Origin of the sequence: Klebsiella sp. I138, assembly GCF_051131765.1 — a bacterium.
GTDB lineage: Bacteria > Pseudomonadota > Gammaproteobacteria > Enterobacterales > Enterobacteriaceae > Klebsiella.
In genome coordinates this window covers 2,645,503-2,664,787 of the sequence record NZ_CP180447.1, presented here as the reverse complement: position 1 = coordinate 2,664,787, position 19,285 = coordinate 2,645,503, and the positions used below count along the sequence as shown (strand labels likewise).

The window sequence follows — 19,285 nt, the reverse complement described above, 5'->3', positions numbered from 1 at the left end:
ACAAAGGCGTTGTCCGTTAGCGACACTGCGCCGCCTGTTGCTGCGGGGCAGAGGTAGCAGACTTGTTATCAGAAATACGCCAGGTCACCATGCATTGATCGAGACGGTCACTTCCCCACTTAATGGTCATTTTCCCGGCGGGCGTTTGCACCAGGGCATAAAGCTGACCAGCCTGGCCGGTATAGCCCACCAGCGCTCCGCTGCTGTCAATGGCTTCTGCCCCGAACGGTACCGGCTGGCCATCAGGCCGGGTGATGGCTAGCATCAGGGTATTGCCCTGTTTTACGCCGTAATTCAGCTTCACTATCGCCCCGGAATAGGGGGCGACTTTCTGGCGGGTGGTACTGAACTCCACGCCCTCTTTTGTGCCTTTGGGATCGAGATTGACATCATTCATCTGGTAGGGATTAAGGTTAGGGACCAGCGCATAGCCCCGGCTGTCTACCTGGATGGCAGGCATGGAACTGACCCGGGCGCCCTCCGCCCCCTTAGCTTCGATAATCGCAAAGGTGTCGCTGGTATAAGATGAGGCGCTGAGCCCGCCGCTATGTGCAATCAGGGTGCCATTCATGCCTAAGGAGGTACTGTTGTAGTTTCTGCCCTTACCGGCCGTAGCGGAAAGGGATGTCCATGGGCTGCGATACTGACCGGATAACGTACCGGTGTTGCCGCCGGAGCTTTGATGACTCGCATCCAGGCCGTAGCTGAACTGCTGATTTTCGCCGGCGCTTGCGGAAAGCGACAGCTGCTCACCATATTTGCCCTGAGCATCACGGGTCAGGCTGCTGCGCAGATAGGGGATATTTTGGGTGCTGCTGCCAAGCGGCATGCTGAGGCTCAGCAGCCAGGTGTTTTCAAACTTGCCGATGCTGTTGCGACTGCGGGTAACCGATAGTCCCCAGGACAGACGACCGGTACTGATGTTATAGCCAGTCTGATACTGCTGGTCGTGCCCCTCTCTTCCCCAGTAGTTCTGCACCGAACCACTCAGATACAGATACCCGAAGCGACTCCCCAGGCTCTGATTTAAGGTCAGAGTGGCCCGGTTGCGGGGCCGCACCAGCTTATCCTGGGGAACCGTCCGCTCCCTCAGCGACATGGCATCCTGAATGCTGAGGTAGTTTCGGGTGGAAAAGCGATAGGTGGCCAGCGAGAAGTTGCTGCCGGTTTCAGGCAGATACTTGCTGTAGCTCAGCCGGTAACTTTGCCCCTGCAGGCTGCCATTCGTCGGGGAGGAAGAGTCGGTATGCGTCACATCCCCTGACACAGCGCCGAACGGTGTACCAACCGCCAGCCCGCTCTGGAGGGCGTAATAACCGGGAGCAACCTGTGCACCGCTGTAGCCGGTGATCCTGTTGGCCAGTCCCTGCTGCCAGGTTATCTCGCCAAACCCCGGTTTTTGGCTGAGCCTGCTGTTGCGTAATTTACCGCCGGTAAAGCTGTAGCGCCAGTTGCCCGGGCGTAGCAGCTGGGTGACGGCGGCGTAAGGTACTTCAAAATGCTGCTCCTGGCCGTCGGCTTCTTTTACCACGACATCCAGCGAGCCGCCGTACCCGGTAGGGTAGAGGTCATTAATGAGAAACTCGCCGGGTGTGACCGTGGTTTCATAAATGATCTGGCCGTTCTGACGGACGCTCACCAGGGCATTTGTCCGGGCGATCCCGCGGATTTCCGGGGCATAACCGCGCAGGGATTCAGGCAGCATACGATCATCGCTGGCTAAAGAGACCCCGGTAAACGGAACCGTGTCGAACAGCTGCCCCTGAGTATAGCTTTCTCCCATCAGCAGGCGCCCGCGCAATGGCGGTACGTCCCGTTGCAGATAGGTATTAATGGTTTCGTAACGCGGCCCCAGCTTCTCTTGCCAGCTGTAACTGCCGTTATGCCGCAGATACCAGGCACCAATATTGACGCCGGTATTTAGCGTCCCGTAAGCCTGACGCTGTTCGCTGCCATATGACGACGAGCGCCAGGCGCCGAGGTGATATCCCAGCATTACGGCCGTTACGCCCCGGTCCCACAAGGGGTAAGGAACGGTTCCTCGCGCCACCCGGCGCACTAATATCTGCGGAAGCGTTAAATCAAGGCGCTGACGGCCGCTGTCGTAATCTCGGGTGGCATCCGGCAGGCGGGTGGCCAGGTTCTGGCAGTCTGCGGTTTCTGTCGGTTTCAGCGTATCGTCGGCAAGGGGGAGAGAGAGCAGCAGACTCTCCGGAACGCAAATCGTCGTTCCACCGTCGGGTAATGCGCGGAAAGAGAGGTTCTCCCGGCTGACAAACTGGCCGTTCAGCCAGATATCGGTGGCGTGTTCCCCCGGAAGGGCGGCAGCCCCGCGGCGAAAGCGCGTCAGGTCGAGCTGCCCCGGATTTTGCAGATTAAGAAACATCGGGTCGAACTCTACGAGCTCATCCGCACAGGCGACAGACGGCTGCAATGTCAGAAGCGCCGCCGCCAGTAATGAATACAAAGCAGATAAGTCGGGATTATCGCACCGTAATGTTGGGGTGCTGTGTTTTTCGCCCATGTTTCACTCCATGTGTTCAGAGCCGTATGTCGAGACCGGAAATAACGTTCGAGAGTTACTTATCCGGGTGCTCGCGTATGGCGCCGTAGTCATTCACGCTGCGCCAGCGGATGACGGTGCCCGCCTGACTCTCTTTTGAGATAAAAGTCCGGTTGCCGAATGGCGGTACGGTGTCTGCGTCCGTCACGACTTTACGGCCCTTAACCGTGCCCTCTACGTCCACCAGAGAGACATGCCATGGCGTGTTATTGACGGCGGTCAGCTTATTTCCCTGGCTTTGCCATTGCAGACTGCGGGCGGCTTCTTCCGGCGTTCCTTTCAACCCGGTCGGGCGATAAAAGAGTTTGATTCGGGTGCGAAACGCCATCTGCATATGGTTTATACCGGCGTTTTTCTGGAGTCTGGGCGGCACTTCCAGGGCGTTAAACCAGAATAAGGATTCGCGGTCGCCCGCCAGCCCGCTACCGGTATAACGAATGCGCACGGACTGACCCTTATCGGGATCGATACGGTTAACCGGTGGTGTCAGCACAAACGGAACGTTGATTGTGTCCGGGGAGGCATTCACTCGCCCGTCGTCAATCCAGCTCTGGAGCAGAACCGGCCCTTTACCCTGATTACTGATCTGCACGGTCACCTCACGTTCAGACTGGGGATAAATAATGCGGGTGGATGAAATGACGGTGGCGGACCAGGCTGAGGCACTGAGCACCATGGACAGGCCTGCGGCGAGAGCAGACATTAACGGGGTCTTGATTGTCATCGGTTATCCTCCATGACATCGGGATAAAGCAGGTGGGGCGAACCCACCTGAATGACCAGGGCCTTACTTGTACTGAATGCTGTATGTCACGCTGGAAGTCACGGTACCGGCACCGGCACCGGTCGAACCCGTTGCATAGTAGCGCGCGGTGTATGGAAGGACGGTGGTGCCTGCTTCGGAGGCAAGGGTGACATACTTGGTGTTGGCAATTTGTTCGGTGCTGCCCGCCTTAATGACGGCATTGGCGTTAGTGCCGTCCAGTAACTGAACATCCACGTTAGCGGCATCTCCTGTATTGATCAGACGGCCATCGGTGTTAACGCCGGTACCGGCTTCAAAGTAAGCAGATGCCGTCGTCAGAGTCCCGGTACAGTCTTTCAGTTCGATAGTAAAAGCCGTATCACCCGCTGTTGCTGCACTGGTGGGTAGTAAACTCTTAGAAAGCGTTGGCAGAGTGACGGTAGCGGTTCCCGCAGCGTCGTTGACAGTGGCATTACAGGTGTTGGCCGTTAACAACCCCTTAAATTCGATAGTACCGGTGCCGGCAGCCATAGCCTGGGAAGCGAAGCCGGCCATTACCAGAGCAATAAGCGTTTTTTTCATAATTATTTCCTTTGGTTAGATATATTTAATCCATATATACAAGTGATGTTTGGTGTTGTGATGCGGATACTGCAATATTAATAATGTGGCGCGGCATTGCCCAGGCGATATTTTACACCTCCATTGATAGGGATATTAAATTAGAGTCTGCTGGTCATTAAAATTCAGCCAGCATAGATATCAGGGGAATATGTATCGCTCTAATAATTTTTAATGTTGTTTATGCTAGCATTTGCCTCTGGGATTGAAATTAAAATTATGTTTGATTGTTTTAGTTAGCAGTCGATTCCGGTTGTCATGAGGCCTGTGGTCATTGTCTTGATGTTATTTTATTTTTTATGTGGATTGCTTATCTTTTCTTTGATGTCTGAGTTTATTGCGTTATTTTTTAAGTTTCGCTTAGAGGTGTTCTATAAAAACGTAGATTAAACAGTGTGTTATTTTTTCGTTTTAACAGGGTGATTGAAGAGGTTGGGACAAAAGTTAATTTTAATGAAACCGTTGAGGATGGCGAGTTTTTTAATTTCAGGCATGAGGGTGTAATGGCGATTCTGGTACGTGGAATAGTATTAGTTGTACAGTTTTTAGCATTAATTAACCATCCGCACTAAACCTCGGTGCATTAATTGTAATACAGGATGATGATTGCTAATTATGAATGCCAGTAAGCCGGTTATATCGGGTGATATCTGACTAATAATGATATTACGTCCCTGATGGCCCGTGCGTTGTTGACCTGGCCATTAATTTCTTACATGCTCATTCCTTAATTATTCCATTGCCCTGAATGTGCTCTGGTTTGGCCCGTAGGGTGAAAGATAATGGCATTTATATTCACTCCCCCGTCTGATGCCATATCGCAGGCTTCAGGCGACAAAGCCATCTACATATCACGCTATAAAATAAGCAGATTATTGTTTTTTACCTCAAGAGAAGCAATTGCGCTTGCCTGATTATCGATAATGAGTATAGTTCTCATTCTTCTTTTTGTTTGCAGGCTAAGAATGGACTAACCTGCGCCAGTGAGCCGCTCACAAGGAAACAGCGAAGGCGTAGGGTGGGGTTCAGTCTTGCTATGCCGGAACAACATAATATCGGCGCAGAGCTACCACCGGTTTATTGATTTTGTTAAGGATTTCAATGATGAAATACACCATTCCGGTATTAGCTCTGGTCATTTCTGCCGTCTTAAGCGGCTGCGCTACAACGCCTTCCATCAAGGCAACCCCGCCGGTCGTCGAGAAAAATGCCGTTACCGACATACAACCGCTCAAGCGTCAACTGGCTGATGGCCTGTACGAAATGGCGCTCAGCCCACAGGGCGATGCGCTGTACGTGGCCAGCGCCGAGGGGTTTAAAGATGTGCAGGGCGGAGCGGTCTATAAGCTCGACCCGAAAACGTTGAAAACCACCGGCCTGAGCCACACCGATCTGAAAAACTTTGCCGTACAGATGACCCTGGACGGCAGCACGCTGTTCGTCACGAACTCGCTGGATGGCGGCATCAGCGCCATCGACACCGCGACCGGGAAGGTCAAAAAACGCCTGCTGTTCAGCGAGCGTAACGAGAAAGGGATGCCGTACGGCGCGCGGCAGATCCTGCTGCTGGGCAATACCCTGTACGTCGGCGCCGTTGCTGATCCGGCGCAAATCTGGGTCGTTGACGCTACCACGCTGAAGCTGAAAACGCGGATTAAAAATACCGGTAAGTGGATGACCGGCCTGCACTATTCTACGCAAACCGATCGCCTGTACGCCGCCAATGGCAGCGGCGAAATTCTGCTGATAAACCCGCACAATAACCGGATTGAACAGCGCTGGAAACCGCTGGGTGATAAGCCAGCGCTGCTGCTGAATATCGCTGAAGACAGCGAAACCGGCCGCCTGTTCGTGACCGATAATTCACAGGCCAAAACTACGCTGGTGCTGGATATTCATAGCGGTAAGGTCATTAAGCGACTGGACGTAGGCGACTCGTTAGCGGTGCAGTTCAACCCTAAACGCAATGAAATTTATATCTCACAACGCGAGTCTGGCAAGGTTATCAGCCTTGATGGCATCACCTATGCTCTGAAAAAGCAGTGGGATATCCCCGCAAATCCAAACAGCCTCTTGCTCGATGACGAGGGGCAGACGCTGTTTGTGACCGTTAAACAGCCGTTCAACAAAGATCACTCCACCAAAGGTCCGGACAGCGTTGTTCGCATCGACCTGAACGCGCAATAAAAAATTCTGGCCCGGCAACGGGCCATTTGTTCCATTTATCTTCATCACGGACTCATTATGCACATCACGTCTTCCCCATTCCCGCTGCGCAAAACGCTGCTGGCGTTAACTATTGGCGCCATTACCCATAGCGCTGCGGCAGCAGATAACACCGCGGCTGGCAAGAAAAACGAAGAGGTTATGGTCGTTCAGGCGACCGAAGGCAGCGATTTTAAAGCCGGCGGCGACCTGGTGGTACCGGCCTTCCTTGACGGACAAATTGCCCACGGCGGCCGTATCGGTATGCTTGGCGAACAAAAAGCGATGGACGTGCCGTTTAACGTTATCGGCTATACCTCGAAGCTGATTCAGGATCAGCAGGCGCAAACTATCGCCGACGTGGTCAGCAATGACGCCGGCGTACAGGCGGTGCAGGGCTACGGTAACTTTGCCGAAACCTATCGCATTCGCGGGTTTAAGCTGGATGGCGATGATATGACCATGGGCGGCCTGGCGGGCGTGGTGCCGCGTCAGGTGATGGATACCCAGATGCTGGAGCGCGTTGAAGTCTTCAAAGGGGCTAATGGTCTGCTCAATGGCGTCGCCAGCAGCGGCGTCGGCGGGATGATCAACCTCGAACCGAAACGTGCAGATGATGTGCCGACCACCCGCGTTGGCGTGGACTATACCGCCGATTCCCAGGTCGGCGGCAGCCTCGACCTTGGCCGTCGCTTTGGCGAGGATAATCAGTTTGGCGCCCGAGTGAACCTGGTTCACCGGGAAGGGGAGGGGGCGGTTGATAATGACAAGCGCCGCACGACGCTGGCGTCACTGGGGCTGGATTATCGCGGCGACCGTTTCCGTTCCTCTGTTGATTTCGGCTATCAGAAAAAGACGTTCCATGGCGGAACGATGGGGATCAATATCAGCGGCGTCGATTTTGTTCCTGCGCTGCCGGATAACAGCAAAAACTACAGCCAGAAGTGGGGCTATAGCGATATAGAAAGCGAATTCGGTATGGCCAAAGCCGAGTATGACCTGACCAACAACTGGACGCTGTACAGCGCCCTCGGCGGCCAGCACTCGCATGAAACCGGCACCTATAGCGCGCCGAAGCTGGTAAACGAGAACGGCGATGCGACCGTCGGACGTCTGGATACCAACCGCATCATCGACTCCATCAGCGGGATGGGCGGCGTGCGGGGTAATTTCAACACCGGCGCTATCTCTCATCAGGTCAATGTCGGCTATGCCGCCCAGGTCAGAACCGATGCCACCGCCTGGCGTATGTCGGCGAAAAACCCGACCACCAATATCTATGACAACCATGATGTGGCGATGCCGGATAACGCCTATTTTGGCGGTAATTACTTCGACCCACTCACCACGTCACGCAGCCGTACCCAGGGCTGGCTGCTGAGCGACACGCTGGGCTTCTTTGATAACAGCCTGCTGCTTACCGCCGCCGCGCGTCATCAGAAGGTGGTGGTGCGTAACTACAGCAATAAAACCGGTCTGGAAGATACCACTTCCCGCTATACCCAGAGCCGCTGGACGCCGACGGTTGGCCTGGTCTACAAGCCGTGGGAGACGCTGTCTTTGTATGCCAACCACACCGAGGCGCTACAGCCGGGAAGCGTGGCGCCGAATACCGCGACAAATGCCGGGCAGAGCACCGGGATCGCGCATTCGAAACAGGATGAGGTTGGCGTAAAAATTGATTACGGCACCCTTGGTGGTTCGCTGGCGCTGTTTGAAATTAAAAAGCCGAACGCCATCTCCGATGCTAAAGGCTACTACGGTCTGGATGGCGAGCAGCGTAACCGTGGCGTCGAACTGAACGTTTTCGGTGAGCCAACGCTGGGCCTGCGCCTGAACGGCAGCGTTCAGTGGCTGGATCCTGAGCAAACCAAAACGGCGAAGGGGGCCAACGATGGTAAAGATGCCATCGGCGTTTCTCGCTTCTACGCGGTGTTAGGCGCGGAGTATGACATCAAGCCGGTTGACGGGCTGACGGCCACCGCGCGGGTGAACCACACCGGTTCACAGTATGCCGACGCGGCGAACAGCAAAAAGCTCGACAGCTACACGACCCTCGATTTGGGCGTGCGCTACCGTCTGGCGTTGAATCAGAATCAAAACCAGATGGTCCTGCGTGCCGGGGTGGATAACGTGACCAATGAGAACTACTGGTCAGGTATTGATGATACCGGCACCTATCTGTTCCAGGGGCAGCCACGTACCGTTAAGGTATCGATGAGCTACGATTTCTGATCGTAAATCCGGGGCGGGCCAGTACCGCTCGCCCCCGCGGTTTATCCCTTTTCCGCCGCCCGTCGCCATCCATTGCCGCGTAATCAACGCATCTGCAACTTGAAGTCGGGCGAGCAGAAGTGTTAAAAGGTGCCCCTTCATAAAAACTCACAGGGGAAAGACGTGAAAGACGCGTCAACGCAGTCAGATGCCACAGCGGAGAGCGGCCCGACGCTTCATCGCGGTTTACAGAACCGACATATTCAGCTTATTGCCCTCGGCGGCGCCATCGGTACCGGCCTGTTTCTCGGGATCGGGCCGGCGATTCAAATGGCCGGGCCTGCCGTACTGATTGGCTATGCCGTTGCCGGGATCGTGGCTTTTCTGATCATGCGCCAACTGGGCGAAATGGTGGTTGAAGAACCCGTATCCGGATCCTTTGCCCACTTTGCCTACAAATACTGGGGCCCGTTTGCGGGTTTTCTCTCCGGCTGGAACTACTGGGTGATGTTCGTACTGGTGGGAATGGCTGAGCTGACCGCCGCCGGGATTTACATGCAGTACTGGCTCCCGGATGTGCCAACCTGGATCTGGGCGGCCGCCTTCTTTGTCATCATTAACGCCGTTAACCTCGTTAATGTTCGCCTGTACGGCGAGGCGGAGTTCTGGTTTGCCTTGATTAAAGTGCTGGCAATTATCGGCATGATTGGCTTTGGCCTGTGGATGCTGTTTGGTGGCCACGGCGGCAGCAAAGCCGGGTTTGACAACCTGTGGCGCTACGGTGGTTTCTTCGCTACCGGCTGGCATGGCCTGGTGATGTCGCTGGCAGTGATTATGTTCTCCTTCGGCGGCCTGGAACTGATTGGTATTACCGCCGCTGAAGCGCAGAATCCGGAAAAAAGTATTCCGAAAGCGGTCAATCAGGTGGTGTACCGTATTCTGCTGTTTTATATCGGTTCGCTGGTGGTGCTGCTGGCGCTTTACCCGTGGGTGGAGATCAAGTCCGATAGCAGCCCGTTCGTCATGATTTTCCATAATCTTGACAGCAGCGTGGTGGCTTCTGCACTGAACTTCGTCATTCTGGTGGCTTCGCTGTCGGTTTATAACAGCGGCGTTTACTCCAACAGCCGCATGCTGTTCGGCCTGTCGGTACAGGGCAATGCACCGAAGTTTCTCGCCCGCGTCAGCAAGCGCGGCGTGCCGGTGAATTCGCTGATCCTCTCTGGGGTCATCACCTCGCTGGTGGTACTGCTGAACTATCTGCTGCCGCAGAAAGCGCTGGGCCTGCTGATGGCGCTGGTGGTGGCGACGCTGCTGCTGAACTGGATAATGATCTGCATGGCACACCTGAAGTTCCGTGCCGCGCAGCGTCGTAAAGGGCGGGAGCCGAAGTTCAAAGCGCTGCTGGCGCCTGGCGGCAACTATCTCTGTATTGCTTTCCTCGCGCTGATTCTGGTGCTGATGTGCACCATCGACGGTATGCGTCTGTCGGCCATTCTGCTGCCGGGATGGATCCTGTTCTTGTTTATCGTCTTCAAGCTGCTGCGCCGTCCGGCGTAAAGCCTCCTGGCCCCGGCGTTCGTCGGGGCAATCTGCCTTTTATTGTGATCTTCTTCGCGCTTAGCGTATTTTGCGAAGGATCTTCTTTTTGTAATCGATTACTTTTCATTTCGTGACGTTTTGTAATCGATTACTTTTTAGGGGCGGTCAAAATGATATCAACAACTGAAGGTCGTGAAAGTGTCGGCGTACAGCACCGGTTTCTGGTGCCGCGCCTGTCGTTAATGATGTTTATGCAGTTTTTTATCTGGGGTAGCTGGTCGGTGACTCTGGGGCTGGTGATGACGCGCTACGATATGGCCCTGCTGATTGGCGATGCGTTCTCTGCCGGGCCTATCGCCTCGATTCTATCGCCGTTTGTGTTGGGGATGCTGGTCGATCGCTTCTTTGCTTCACAGAAAGTGATGGCGGTGATGCACCTGGCAGGGGCGGTGATTTTGTGGTTCGTCCCGCAGGCGCTGGTGGCGCAAAATGGCGCGCTGCTGATTGGCCTGCTGTTTGGCTATACGCTGTGCTACATGCCGACGCTGGCGCTGACCAATAATATTGCTTTCCACAGCCTGAGCAATGTCGATAAAACGTTCCCTGTGGTGCGCGTCTTTGGCACCATCGGCTGGATTATCGCCGGGATTTGTATCGGCGTGACCGGGATTTCCGACACTACGGCTATCTTTAATCTGGCGGCGCTGTGTTCGGTGGTGCTGGCGGTCTATAGCCTGACCTTGCCGCATACGCCGGCGCCGGCCAAAGGTATTCCGGTGAAATTTCGCGACCTGCTCTGCGCCGACGCTTTTGCGCTGCTCAAGACGCGCCACTTCTTTATCTTTTCGCTCTGCGCCACGCTTATCTCGATCCCGCTGGGCACTTACTACGCCTACACCGCCTCTTATCTGGCAGATGCGGGCGTGGCGGATGTTAGCACCGCGATGTCATTCGGTCAGATGTCAGAAATCGCCTTTATGCTGGTGATCCCACTGTTGTTCCGCCGCCTGGGAGTGAAGTACATGCTGCTGGTCGGGATGGTGGCGTGGTTCGTACGTTATGCCTTCTTCGCTCTTGGCGTAAGCGAAGAGGGGCGCTTCCTGCTCTACCTTGGCATCCTGCTGCACGGCGTGTGCTATGACTTCTTTTTTGTCGTCGGTTTTATCTATACCGACCGCGTGGCGGGAGAAAAGGTGAAAGGCCAGGCACAAAGCATGATCGTGATGTTTACCTACGGCATCGGGATGCTGCTGGGATCGCAAATTTCCGGCGCGCTGTATAACCATCTGGTGGCCGGGCAGACCGTGCCGCAGGCGTGGGTCATCTTCTGGTGGATCCCGGCGGTGGCTGCGGCAGTGATTGCACTGATTTTCCTTTTCTCTTTCCAGTATCGCGAGAAAGAACAGCACTAATTTTAAGGAGGGGGTATGAAAACGATGAAGGGACCGGGGATTTTTTTGGCGCAGTTTATCGGGGCACAGGCGCCGTTTAACACCCTGGACGGGATCGCCGCCTGGGCTGCCGGGCTGGGCTATCAGGCGCTGCAGATCCCGTGTAATCATCCGGCTATTTTTGATGTCGAGCAGGCGGCGGCCAGCCAGACCTACTGCGATGAGATTCTCGGGCGGCTGGCGGCGCATGGCCTGACCATCAGCGAACTCTCAACGCATCTGGAAGGGCAGCTGGTGGCCGTGCATCCAGCGTATGATGCGGCGTTTGATGCCTTCGCACCTGCTGCGCTACGTGGAGATCCGCAGGCGCGCCAGCAGTGGGCGGTGGAAAAAGTACGCCAGGCGGCGATGGCTTCGCGGCGCTTAGGCCTGCAGGCCCACGCGACATTTTCCGGATCGCTGGCCTGGCCATTTTTTTATCCCTGGCCGCCGCATAATCCGGCGCTGCTTGATGAGGCATTTGATGAGCTGGCGCGGCGCTGGCATCCCATTCTTGATGTGTACGATGAGCAGGGGATCGATCTTTGCTATGAAATCCATCCGGGCGAAGACCTGCACGATGGCGTGACTTTCGAACGCTTCCTGCAACGGGTAGATAACCATCCGCGCTGCAATATGCTCTACGATCCCAGCCATTTACATCTCCAGCAGATGGATTATCTGGCGTATATCGATATCTACCATTCACGGATCAAAGCCTTTCATGTCAAAGATGCCGAGTTTCGTCGCGACGGCCGCAGCGGCGTGTACGGCGGCTACCAGAACTGGCTACAGCGGGCGGGGCGCTTCCGCTCGCCGGGTGATGGACAAATTGATTTCAAGAGTGTTTTCAGCAAACTGACCGAGTACGACTTCGACGGCTGGGCAGTGCTGGAGTGGGAGTGTTGCCTGAAAGAGGCCGAAGCCGGCGCGCGCGAGGGGAGCGAGTTTATCCGCCGCCATATTATTCCCGTCTCCGGGCGGGCGTTTGATGATTTCGCCAGCGGCCGCGAGGGACAAGCATGATTCAGGTTGGCATTATTGGCACCGGGTTTATTGGCCCGGCGCACATTGAAGCGCTACGTCGGGTCGGGGATATCGAGGTCGTGGCGCTGTGCGACAGCGATCTGGCACAGGCACAGCAAAAAGCGCGGCAGCTGAATGTGGCTCATGCCTATGGCCGGGTTAAGGATCTTCTGGGGCATCCTGGTTTGCAGGTGGTACATAACTGCACGCCGAACCATCTGCACGCGGAGATCAACCGCCAGGTGTTGCATGCCGGGCTGCATGTGTTCTCGGAAAAGCCGCTGTGCATGCTCCCGGAGGAGGCGCGTGAGCTGGTTGCGCTGGCGGAAAAGGCGGGCGTGGTGCACGGTGTGAGCTTTGTCTATCGTCAGTTTGCAATGGTTCAGCAGGCTGCCAGCATGATGCGTGACGGGCAGGTCGGGAGGCTGTTTTCAGCACACGGCAGCTATTTGCAGGACTGGATGGTACAGCAAAGCGACTACAACTGGCGGGTAGAGTCGGCGCTGGGCGGCGCATCGCGGGCAATGGCGGATATCGGCTCCCACTGGTGCGACACGGTACAGTTTATGACCGGCAGACGTATCACCGAGGTGATGGCGGATCTCTCCATCGTCTGGCCGACGCGCCATGTGGCCGTTTCCGGCGAAACCACCTTCAGCCAGGCGGGTGAGCCTCAGCATTTTGACGCGCGTGAAGTGGATACGGAAGATATGGGGTCGGTGCTGTTCCGCTTCGATGATGGCAGTAAAGGCTGTTTTACCGTGTCGCAGGTCAGCGCCGGGAGAAAGAACCGCCTGGCGATTGAAATCAACGGCAGCCGCTGTTCGCTGGCGTGGGATCAGGAGCTTGCGCAGCGGCTGTGGATTGGCCAGCGTTCCCGGCCAAACCAGCTGCTCAGCGATGATCCGAGCCTCATGCAGCGTGATATCGCCGCCAGCGCCCACTTCCCCGGCGGGCATATTGAAGGCTGGCCGGACGCCTTCAAGAATATGATGCTGAGCTTTTATCAGGCGGTACGTGCCGGAAAGATGCCGGAAGCCGACACGCGGCGTTTCGCCTCATTTTATGAAGGGGCGGATGTGATGTATATCATTGACGCTATTTTGCAAAGCCATCAGCAGCAGCGCTGGGTCCGCGTCGAGCGATAGCCGGCGGGTTGTGCGCCACTTCCCGTGGCGCATGACGGCTTATTTCACCCCGAGATAGCCATCCAGATAGGCGCCGGACAGTTCGTTGCCGAACAGCACGGCGTCTTTATTCTCCATCTGATGCTCCCATTTATCGCTGCTGTTGCCGTTAAAGGCGTGCTGCGTCTGGCTACCTTTGGCTATCTGTTGCTTGATTGCCTCGGTGTTGCTGCGGGCTGCGCTTTCACTGACGCCGCTGCTCCGATCCTTCTGACCGCGCTGATACGCCTCGGTGAAGGTCGGTAGATTTAAGCGGTAGTTCTCCTGGCGGTTTACGGCATAGTTGCCGCCGACAAAATCGGAACGGTGGGCAATGAAATAGTAGGCGTGGCGTTCCGGCGAGGATTTTGAGGCGGTGCAGCCGGTGAGCGTGGCAAGAGTACAGCCGAGAACAAGTAATGCGACTTGAATCTTCATTGATAGCATCATCCTTAACGAATTTATTATGTCAGGCCTGGCGGAAAAACAGCACCGTCCCGGCGCTCAGATTTACAGTGCTATCATCGCGCTGACCGCGCCTGGAAAATAGCCCTGATTATTTGTAATGCCGATTTTTTATGCGCCGCTGTCCCCCTGCGGCATATCCCGATATTCCATGCTGACTCTTCTGCTGCTGAAAAACCTTTAGCAATGATATCGCGACGGGACGGCCACGGGATGACAGCGCGGGGGGTAAGGCGCATCAGGAAAACGGGCGGGAACGCAGGTGCGCATCCAGGACTGGCCGCCAGGACAAAAACGTCGGAAGCGTTTTTGAACGACGTTGACGTCGGCCCCGAAGGGGTGAGCCCCAGGGGCGGGACGAATAAGGCGGCCAGAGGGCAGGTCGAGACAGGGACGTTGAGTTCAGCCCGGTCCGCCAGATGAAGCCGGAGTGGAGCATACCGCGCAGCGGCTGTTTTCAGCGCAATGCCTGCTGGCGACCAGCCGCGGCGGAAATCGCGATTTCTCCCGCCACGCCACCATCGACGGCGTATTTATGATAGCCTGCGCACAATAACTTTTATCGCAGGAAATGCAGCCGTTATGTCAATTCAGAAAATCGCCCGTCTGGCGGGTGTCTCAGTGGCAACCGTATCGCGGGTGCTGAATAACAGCGATACCGTCAAACCGAAAAACCGCGAACGCGTGCTGCAGGCGATTAAAGAGAGCAACTATCAGCCCAACCTGCTGGCCCGCCAGCTGCGCACGGCGCGAAGCTATATGATTCTGGTGATGGTGTCGAATATCGCCAACCCGTTCTGCGCGGAAGTGGTGAAGGGCATCGAGGAAGAGGCGGAAAAGCACGGCTACCGTATTTTACTGTGCAATTCCGGGTCCGATCTGGCGCGATCAACCTCCGGACTGCGGCTACTGTCGGGGAAAGTGGTCGACGGGATTATTACGATGAACGCGCTCTCCAGCCTGCCGGAGCTGACGATGATGATCGGCGAGGCGCCGTGGGTGCAGTGCGCCGAATATGCCGATGCCGGCCGTATCTCCTGCGTCGGCATTAACGATATCGATGCCGCACAGGGCGCGGTGTCGCGCCTGGCGGAGAGCGGTCGACGACGCATTGCCCTGATTAATCACGATCTGAGCTATCGCTACGCCCGCCTGCGCGAGCGTGGCTATAAAAACGTACTGCACGTGCGTGAGCTCACCTATCAGCAGGTGGCCTATGCCAGCGACCTCAGCGCCGCCGCCGGTAAAGCGGCAATGGAAACGCTGCTGGCCTCCAAAGAGCGGCCGGATGCGGTGTTTGCCGTTGCCGATTCGTTGGCGGCAGGTGCCCTGCGTGCGATTGCCCAGGCCGGACTGCGGGTGCCGGAAGATATTGCAGTGATGGGATTTGATGGCACAGAGCTTGCGGAGATGGTCTCACCGCAGCTGACTACCGTAGAACAGCCGTCACGTGATATCGGCCGCACGGCGGTGACGCTGCTGCTCAAGAAAATCGACAACCCGGAAGCCGCCGCCGAACGGGTGATGATGGACTGGCGCATTATTGCCCGCGCCAGTGCCTGATCGTTACGCGTGATTTGACCCCGCCAGCGAACGAATGTCGTTGCCGGTCGGTGACTGGTGAATGCGCAGACCGAACTCGTCGACCACGGCAAAAATGTGGTCAAAAATATCCGCCTGGATGCTCTCATATTCCGCCCACACCACGGTGCTGGTGAAGCAGTAGATCTCAATGGGCAGCCCGTTGGCGTCCGGCGCCAGCTGGCGGACCATCATCGTCATATCTTTGCGCAGCCGCGGGTGGTTGCGCAGATATTCCTGCAAATAGGCGCGGAAGGTGCCGATATTGGTCATCTTGCGCAGGTTCAACACCGAATGGTCAGCGGCGTTTTGCTGGTTCCATTCGCTAATTTCCTGATGACGTGAGTCCATATAAGGCTTAAGCAGGCGGGCCTGAATTAAGCGCTGCTGCTCCTGTTCATCGAGAAAATGAATACTGGTGGTATCAATATTCAGGCTGCGCTTAATGCGACGCCCGCCGGAAGCGGACATCCCGCTCCAGTTTTTAAAGGAGTCGGACACCAGCGACCAGGTGGGGATAGTGGTAATAGTGTTGTCCCAGTTGCGGACTTTCACCGTGGTCAGGCCAATATCGATAACCGCGCCGTCGGCGCCATATTTCGGCATTTCCAGCCAGTCTCCGAGCTTCAGCATGTCGTTGGCGGCGAGCTGAATCCCGGCGACCAGACCAAGAATCGGGTCTTTAAATACCAGCATCAGTACCGCGGCCATCGCGCCGAGGCCGCTGATTAAAATCGCCGGTGACTGGCCAATCAGTAAGGAAATAATCAGGATGCCGATGATTATCGCACTAACCAGCTTAACCCCCTGGAAGATCCCTTTCAGCGGTAGCTGGGAGGCGGTGGCGAACTTCTGCGATAAATTGAAAACCACATCGAGCAGCGAAAAGAAGGAGAGCAGGGCATAGAGCATGACCCACAGCTGGGCGCAGGTGGTTAAAATAGTGGCGGCTTCACTGCCTTTCTGGAGCCATAACACCGCCTGCACATTGACGATAATCCCCTGCAGGGTAAAGGCCAGCCGGTGAAACAGTTTGTTCTGGGTGATGATTTGCAGCCACAAATGGCTGCTGGCCTGGGCGCGTTTTTCAAAGGCGCGCAGCACCCCTTTATGCAAAATGAAATGAACGACGATGGCCGTCAGTAAGATAATGCCGAAGATAATAATGAGCGAAGTTGTCGGGGTGATTTTGATGCCTAATGCGGCAATTTGCGTGATTAATTCCTGCATAACGTCTCCTGTACATCCAGCGGTTATGATGACCGCTGGATGTATATTATGCAAATCAGGCGTCATGCAATTGTGGATTATGACGCGGCGGCCACCGGGCGCACATTGAGATGCTGACGCAGCCACAGGGCAATCGCGCCTAAGACCAGCATCATCACCACCTCTACGGCCAGAAAATCAATTAACGCCTGCGGATAGTTACCGCCGCCGCGCTGGGTGAGCGTTAAAAACAGCGAGCCGAGAATCGCCGGGCCTAATCCCAGCGTCGCCTGCTGAAGAGTGCTCAGGATGGCGCTCCCGGCGCCCGCATCACTGGCGCTGATATCGCGCATGCCGATGCGATAGAAGCTATTCACGATCAGCGCCTGGCCGTAGCCGATAAGCGCGGTAGACGGCACCAGCGCCAGCGTAGACGTGTGGTCAGCGAAGTGACGGAAGGTCGCCATCAGCAGCAGCAGACCGGTTATCTGCACCGCCAGCCCGATCAGCAAAATGCGTCCCATACTGTAACGAGCAATCAGCTTCGGCGCATACAGCGCGGAGATAAAATAGGCCACGCCGAGGGCGATAAAGCTGTTGCCCGACTGCCACGGCGCCATTCCTAATCCGGCCTGCATGGTCAGCGCCATGCAGAACATGAAGCCGGACCAGGCGCTGAAAAACAGCAGGGCGACGGCCATGCCAAAGCGAATGCTGGTGAGCTTCAGCAGTCGGGGAGGCAGCAGCGGCTGCTCGCCGCGCTGTTGTTTCCGTAGTGCGCTGACCCGCATCCAGGCCAGCAGAGGCAGCACGGCTACCAGCAGAATCTGCAACGTCCACGGCCAATGTAGTTCCGGGCCCAGCGCCATCGGGAACAGCAGGCAGCAGAGGATTAGCGCCAGACTGAAGGTGCCCTGCCAGTCGATGCGTGAATGGGCTTCACGGCGGGTTTCCGGGACGTAGCGCGTACTGAACGCCAGCACCAGCAGGCAGATGGGGACGTTAATAAAGAAGGCATTGCGCCAGCCCAGACCGGCGATATCCGCCGAAACCAGCCAGCCGCCGCCCATCTGCCCGACGATAAACGCAATCCCTCCGATTCCGCCATACAGGCTGATGGCGCGAGCGTGGGCGGTGCCTTTTAACGTCACATGCAGGGTGGCGAGGATTTGCGGTACGATCAGCGCCGCGCCTGCGCCCTGCAGCGTGCGGGCCGCCAGCAGCCCGCTGATGGAGTTGGCCATACCGCACAGCAAAGAGGCGAGACCAAAAAGCGCGACGCCCCACATAAACAGACGACGGCGGCCGTAGTTATCGCCCAGCTTGCTGCCCATCGCCAGGCACACGGCAAAAGAGACGCCGTAGAGGGCAACGATCAGCTCCAGTTGGGTCGCGCTGGCATCCAGAGAGTGGGTGATAGAATCCAGCGCCACGTTGGTAATAGAGGTGTCGATCAGCGGCAGCATCTGGCCGGTCAACAGAAGCAGCAAACCGGCGCGGCCGGGTGAAACAGCAGACGAATTCATCGGATCTCTCCATTGCGTCATTCAGCGGATGGCCGTAGCATTACCGATAAATTAAACGGGTACCAGTTCCTGTCTATACTGGTATTGGTACTACCATGCTGGAGTCAAGATGACGGGAATGCCGCAACGTGAACCGGTGCCGATCGCGCCCGACAATAGCCGTAAACAGCTTGGCGCCTTTTTGCGTGCCCGGCGCGAAAGCCTCGACCCGCAGCGCCTTGGCCTGCCGCGAGTCGGGCGGCGGCGCACGCCTGGGCTGCGTCGTGAAGAGGTGGCGATGCTGGCCGATGTCGGCGTGACCTGGTACACCTGGCTGGAGCAGGGGCGGGAAGTCAACCCGTCGGAATCGGTGCTGGTGGGCGTCGCGAATGCGCTTCAATGCAGCCCGCTGGAGACGCGTCACCTGTTTGTGTTGGCCGGGCTGACGCCGCCGGAAGCCACGCAAATAACCGTCTGCGAGGGGATAAGCCCGGGGACCCGACGGCTGCTCGACAGCCTGATGCCGCAGCCGGCCAGTATCCAGAAACCCAACTTTGATATTGTGGCGTGGAATGACAGCTTTTGTCGGCTGATGGGCGTTGATTTCGCCGCGCTCCCCGAAGAAGACCGCAACTGTATTTACCTTTACCTGACCCACGAAACCTGGCGCAGCCGCATTGAAAATCGTGATGTACTGCCTACGTTTGTCTCCTACTTCCGCGCGGCGATGGCCGAACACCGGGGCGACCCGCTGTGGGAAAATAAACTGGCGCGTTTTTTTGCCGCTTCCGCTGAGTTTGAGGCGCTGTGGCATCAGCGTTATGACGTCCGCGGCGTGGAAAATCAGGTTAAGAATTTCAACCATCCGCAGCTCGGACGCTTCAGTCTGCAGCAAATGTACTGGTATTCCGCCCCGCGTAATGGTTCGCGGCTACTGGTCTATCTGCCGATGGACGAAGCCGGCGAGCAGGCGCTGGCGTGGCTGGATAAACAGGATTTTCTCAACTCATAAC

At 56.4% G+C, this 19,285-nt stretch carries 15 protein-coding genes; 9 read left to right on the top strand and 6 right to left on the bottom strand.

The window, feature by feature from the left end:
* Positions 1–16 precede the first annotated feature (16 nt).
* The 3 genes from ACMYSK_RS12420 to ACMYSK_RS12410 form a co-directional block, all read right to left on the bottom strand.
* The gene (locus ACMYSK_RS12420) at positions 17–2,524 is read right to left on the bottom strand and encodes a fimbria/pilus outer membrane usher protein (RefSeq protein ID WP_434643534.1); all 2,508 of its coding nucleotides are present in this window, start codon (positions 2,522–2,524) and stop codon (positions 17–19) included.
* A 55-nt stretch (positions 2,525–2,579) separates the two neighbouring features.
* Complete coding sequence (locus ACMYSK_RS12415; RefSeq protein ID WP_434643531.1) at positions 2,580–3,287, bottom strand: fimbria/pilus periplasmic chaperone; 708 nt, start codon at positions 3,285–3,287, stop codon at positions 2,580–2,582.
* A gap of 63 nt (positions 3,288–3,350) precedes the next feature.
* On the bottom strand, positions 3,351–3,890 hold the full coding sequence (locus ACMYSK_RS12410; RefSeq protein WP_434643529.1) for a fimbrial protein: 540 nt from the start codon (positions 3,888–3,890) through the stop codon (positions 3,351–3,353).
* Positions 3,891–5,033: 1,143 nt separating this feature from the next.
* On the opposite strand from ACMYSK_RS12410, the gene ACMYSK_RS12405 reads away from it, so the two are divergent.
* The 6 genes from ACMYSK_RS12405 to ACMYSK_RS12380 all read left to right on the top strand — a co-directional run bounded on the left by ACMYSK_RS12405 (position 5,034) and on the right by ACMYSK_RS12380 (position 13,494).
* Positions 5,034–6,116, top strand: a complete 1,083-nt coding sequence (locus tag ACMYSK_RS12405; protein WP_434644064.1) for a YncE family protein — start codon at positions 5,034–5,036, stop codon at positions 6,114–6,116.
* 57 nt (positions 6,117–6,173) lie between these two features.
* On the top strand, positions 6,174–8,369 hold the full coding sequence (locus tag ACMYSK_RS12400; RefSeq protein ID WP_434643526.1) for a TonB-dependent receptor: 2,196 nt from the start codon (positions 6,174–6,176) through the stop codon (positions 8,367–8,369).
* Between the two features lie 162 nt (positions 8,370–8,531).
* On the top strand, positions 8,532–9,908 hold the full coding sequence (gene pheP / locus ACMYSK_RS12395; RefSeq protein ID WP_434643524.1) for a phenylalanine transporter: 1,377 nt from the start codon (positions 8,532–8,534) through the stop codon (positions 9,906–9,908).
* 152 nt (positions 9,909–10,060) lie between these two features.
* Positions 10,061–11,302 (top strand): MFS transporter, encoded by a 1,242-nt coding sequence (locus ACMYSK_RS12390; RefSeq protein ID WP_434643523.1) that lies wholly within the window; start codon positions 10,061–10,063, stop codon positions 11,300–11,302.
* A 15-nt stretch (positions 11,303–11,317) separates the two neighbouring features.
* Positions 11,318–12,346 (top strand): sugar phosphate isomerase/epimerase family protein, encoded by a 1,029-nt coding sequence (locus tag ACMYSK_RS12385; protein WP_434643520.1) that lies wholly within the window; start codon positions 11,318–11,320, stop codon positions 12,344–12,346.
* Entirely contained in the window at positions 12,343–13,494 is a 1,152-nt protein-coding gene (locus tag ACMYSK_RS12380; protein WP_434643518.1) for a Gfo/Idh/MocA family protein, read from the top strand. Before ACMYSK_RS12385 ends, ACMYSK_RS12380 begins: the two co-directional genes overlap by 4 nt.
* Before the next feature lie 39 nt (positions 13,495–13,533).
* Here ACMYSK_RS12380 and ACMYSK_RS12375 read toward each other — a convergent pair whose 3' ends face one another.
* Positions 13,534–13,950 (bottom strand): Exc2 family lipoprotein, encoded by a 417-nt coding sequence (locus tag ACMYSK_RS12375; protein WP_434643516.1) that lies wholly within the window; start codon positions 13,948–13,950, stop codon positions 13,534–13,536.
* 457 nt (positions 13,951–14,407) lie between these two features.
* On the opposite strand from ACMYSK_RS12375, the gene ACMYSK_RS12370 reads away from it, so the two are divergent.
* Both ACMYSK_RS12370 and ACMYSK_RS12365 read left to right on the top strand, forming a co-directional pair.
* On the top strand, positions 14,408–14,533 hold the full coding sequence (locus ACMYSK_RS12370; protein ID WP_434643514.1) for a hypothetical protein: 126 nt from the start codon (positions 14,408–14,410) through the stop codon (positions 14,531–14,533).
* A 26-nt stretch (positions 14,534–14,559) separates the two neighbouring features.
* Positions 14,560–15,540 (top strand): LacI family DNA-binding transcriptional regulator, encoded by a 981-nt coding sequence (locus ACMYSK_RS12365; RefSeq protein ID WP_434643512.1) that lies wholly within the window; start codon positions 14,560–14,562, stop codon positions 15,538–15,540.
* Positions 15,541–15,543: 3 nt separating this feature from the next.
* Here the strand turns inward: ACMYSK_RS12365 and ACMYSK_RS12360 are convergent, their stop codons facing one another.
* Complete coding sequence (locus tag ACMYSK_RS12360; protein WP_434643509.1) at positions 15,544–16,788, bottom strand: mechanosensitive ion channel family protein; 1,245 nt, start codon at positions 16,786–16,788, stop codon at positions 15,544–15,546.
* Between the two features lie 77 nt (positions 16,789–16,865).
* Complete coding sequence (locus ACMYSK_RS12355) at positions 16,866–18,293, bottom strand: MFS transporter (RefSeq protein ID WP_434643506.1); 1,428 nt, start codon at positions 18,291–18,293, stop codon at positions 16,866–16,868.
* Positions 18,294–18,402: 109 nt separating this feature from the next.
* On the opposite strand from ACMYSK_RS12355, the gene ACMYSK_RS12350 reads away from it, so the two are divergent.
* Positions 18,403–19,284 (top strand): helix-turn-helix transcriptional regulator, encoded by an 882-nt coding sequence (locus tag ACMYSK_RS12350; RefSeq protein ID WP_434643503.1) that lies wholly within the window; start codon positions 18,403–18,405, stop codon positions 19,282–19,284.
* Position 19,285: the final 1 nt, after the last annotated feature.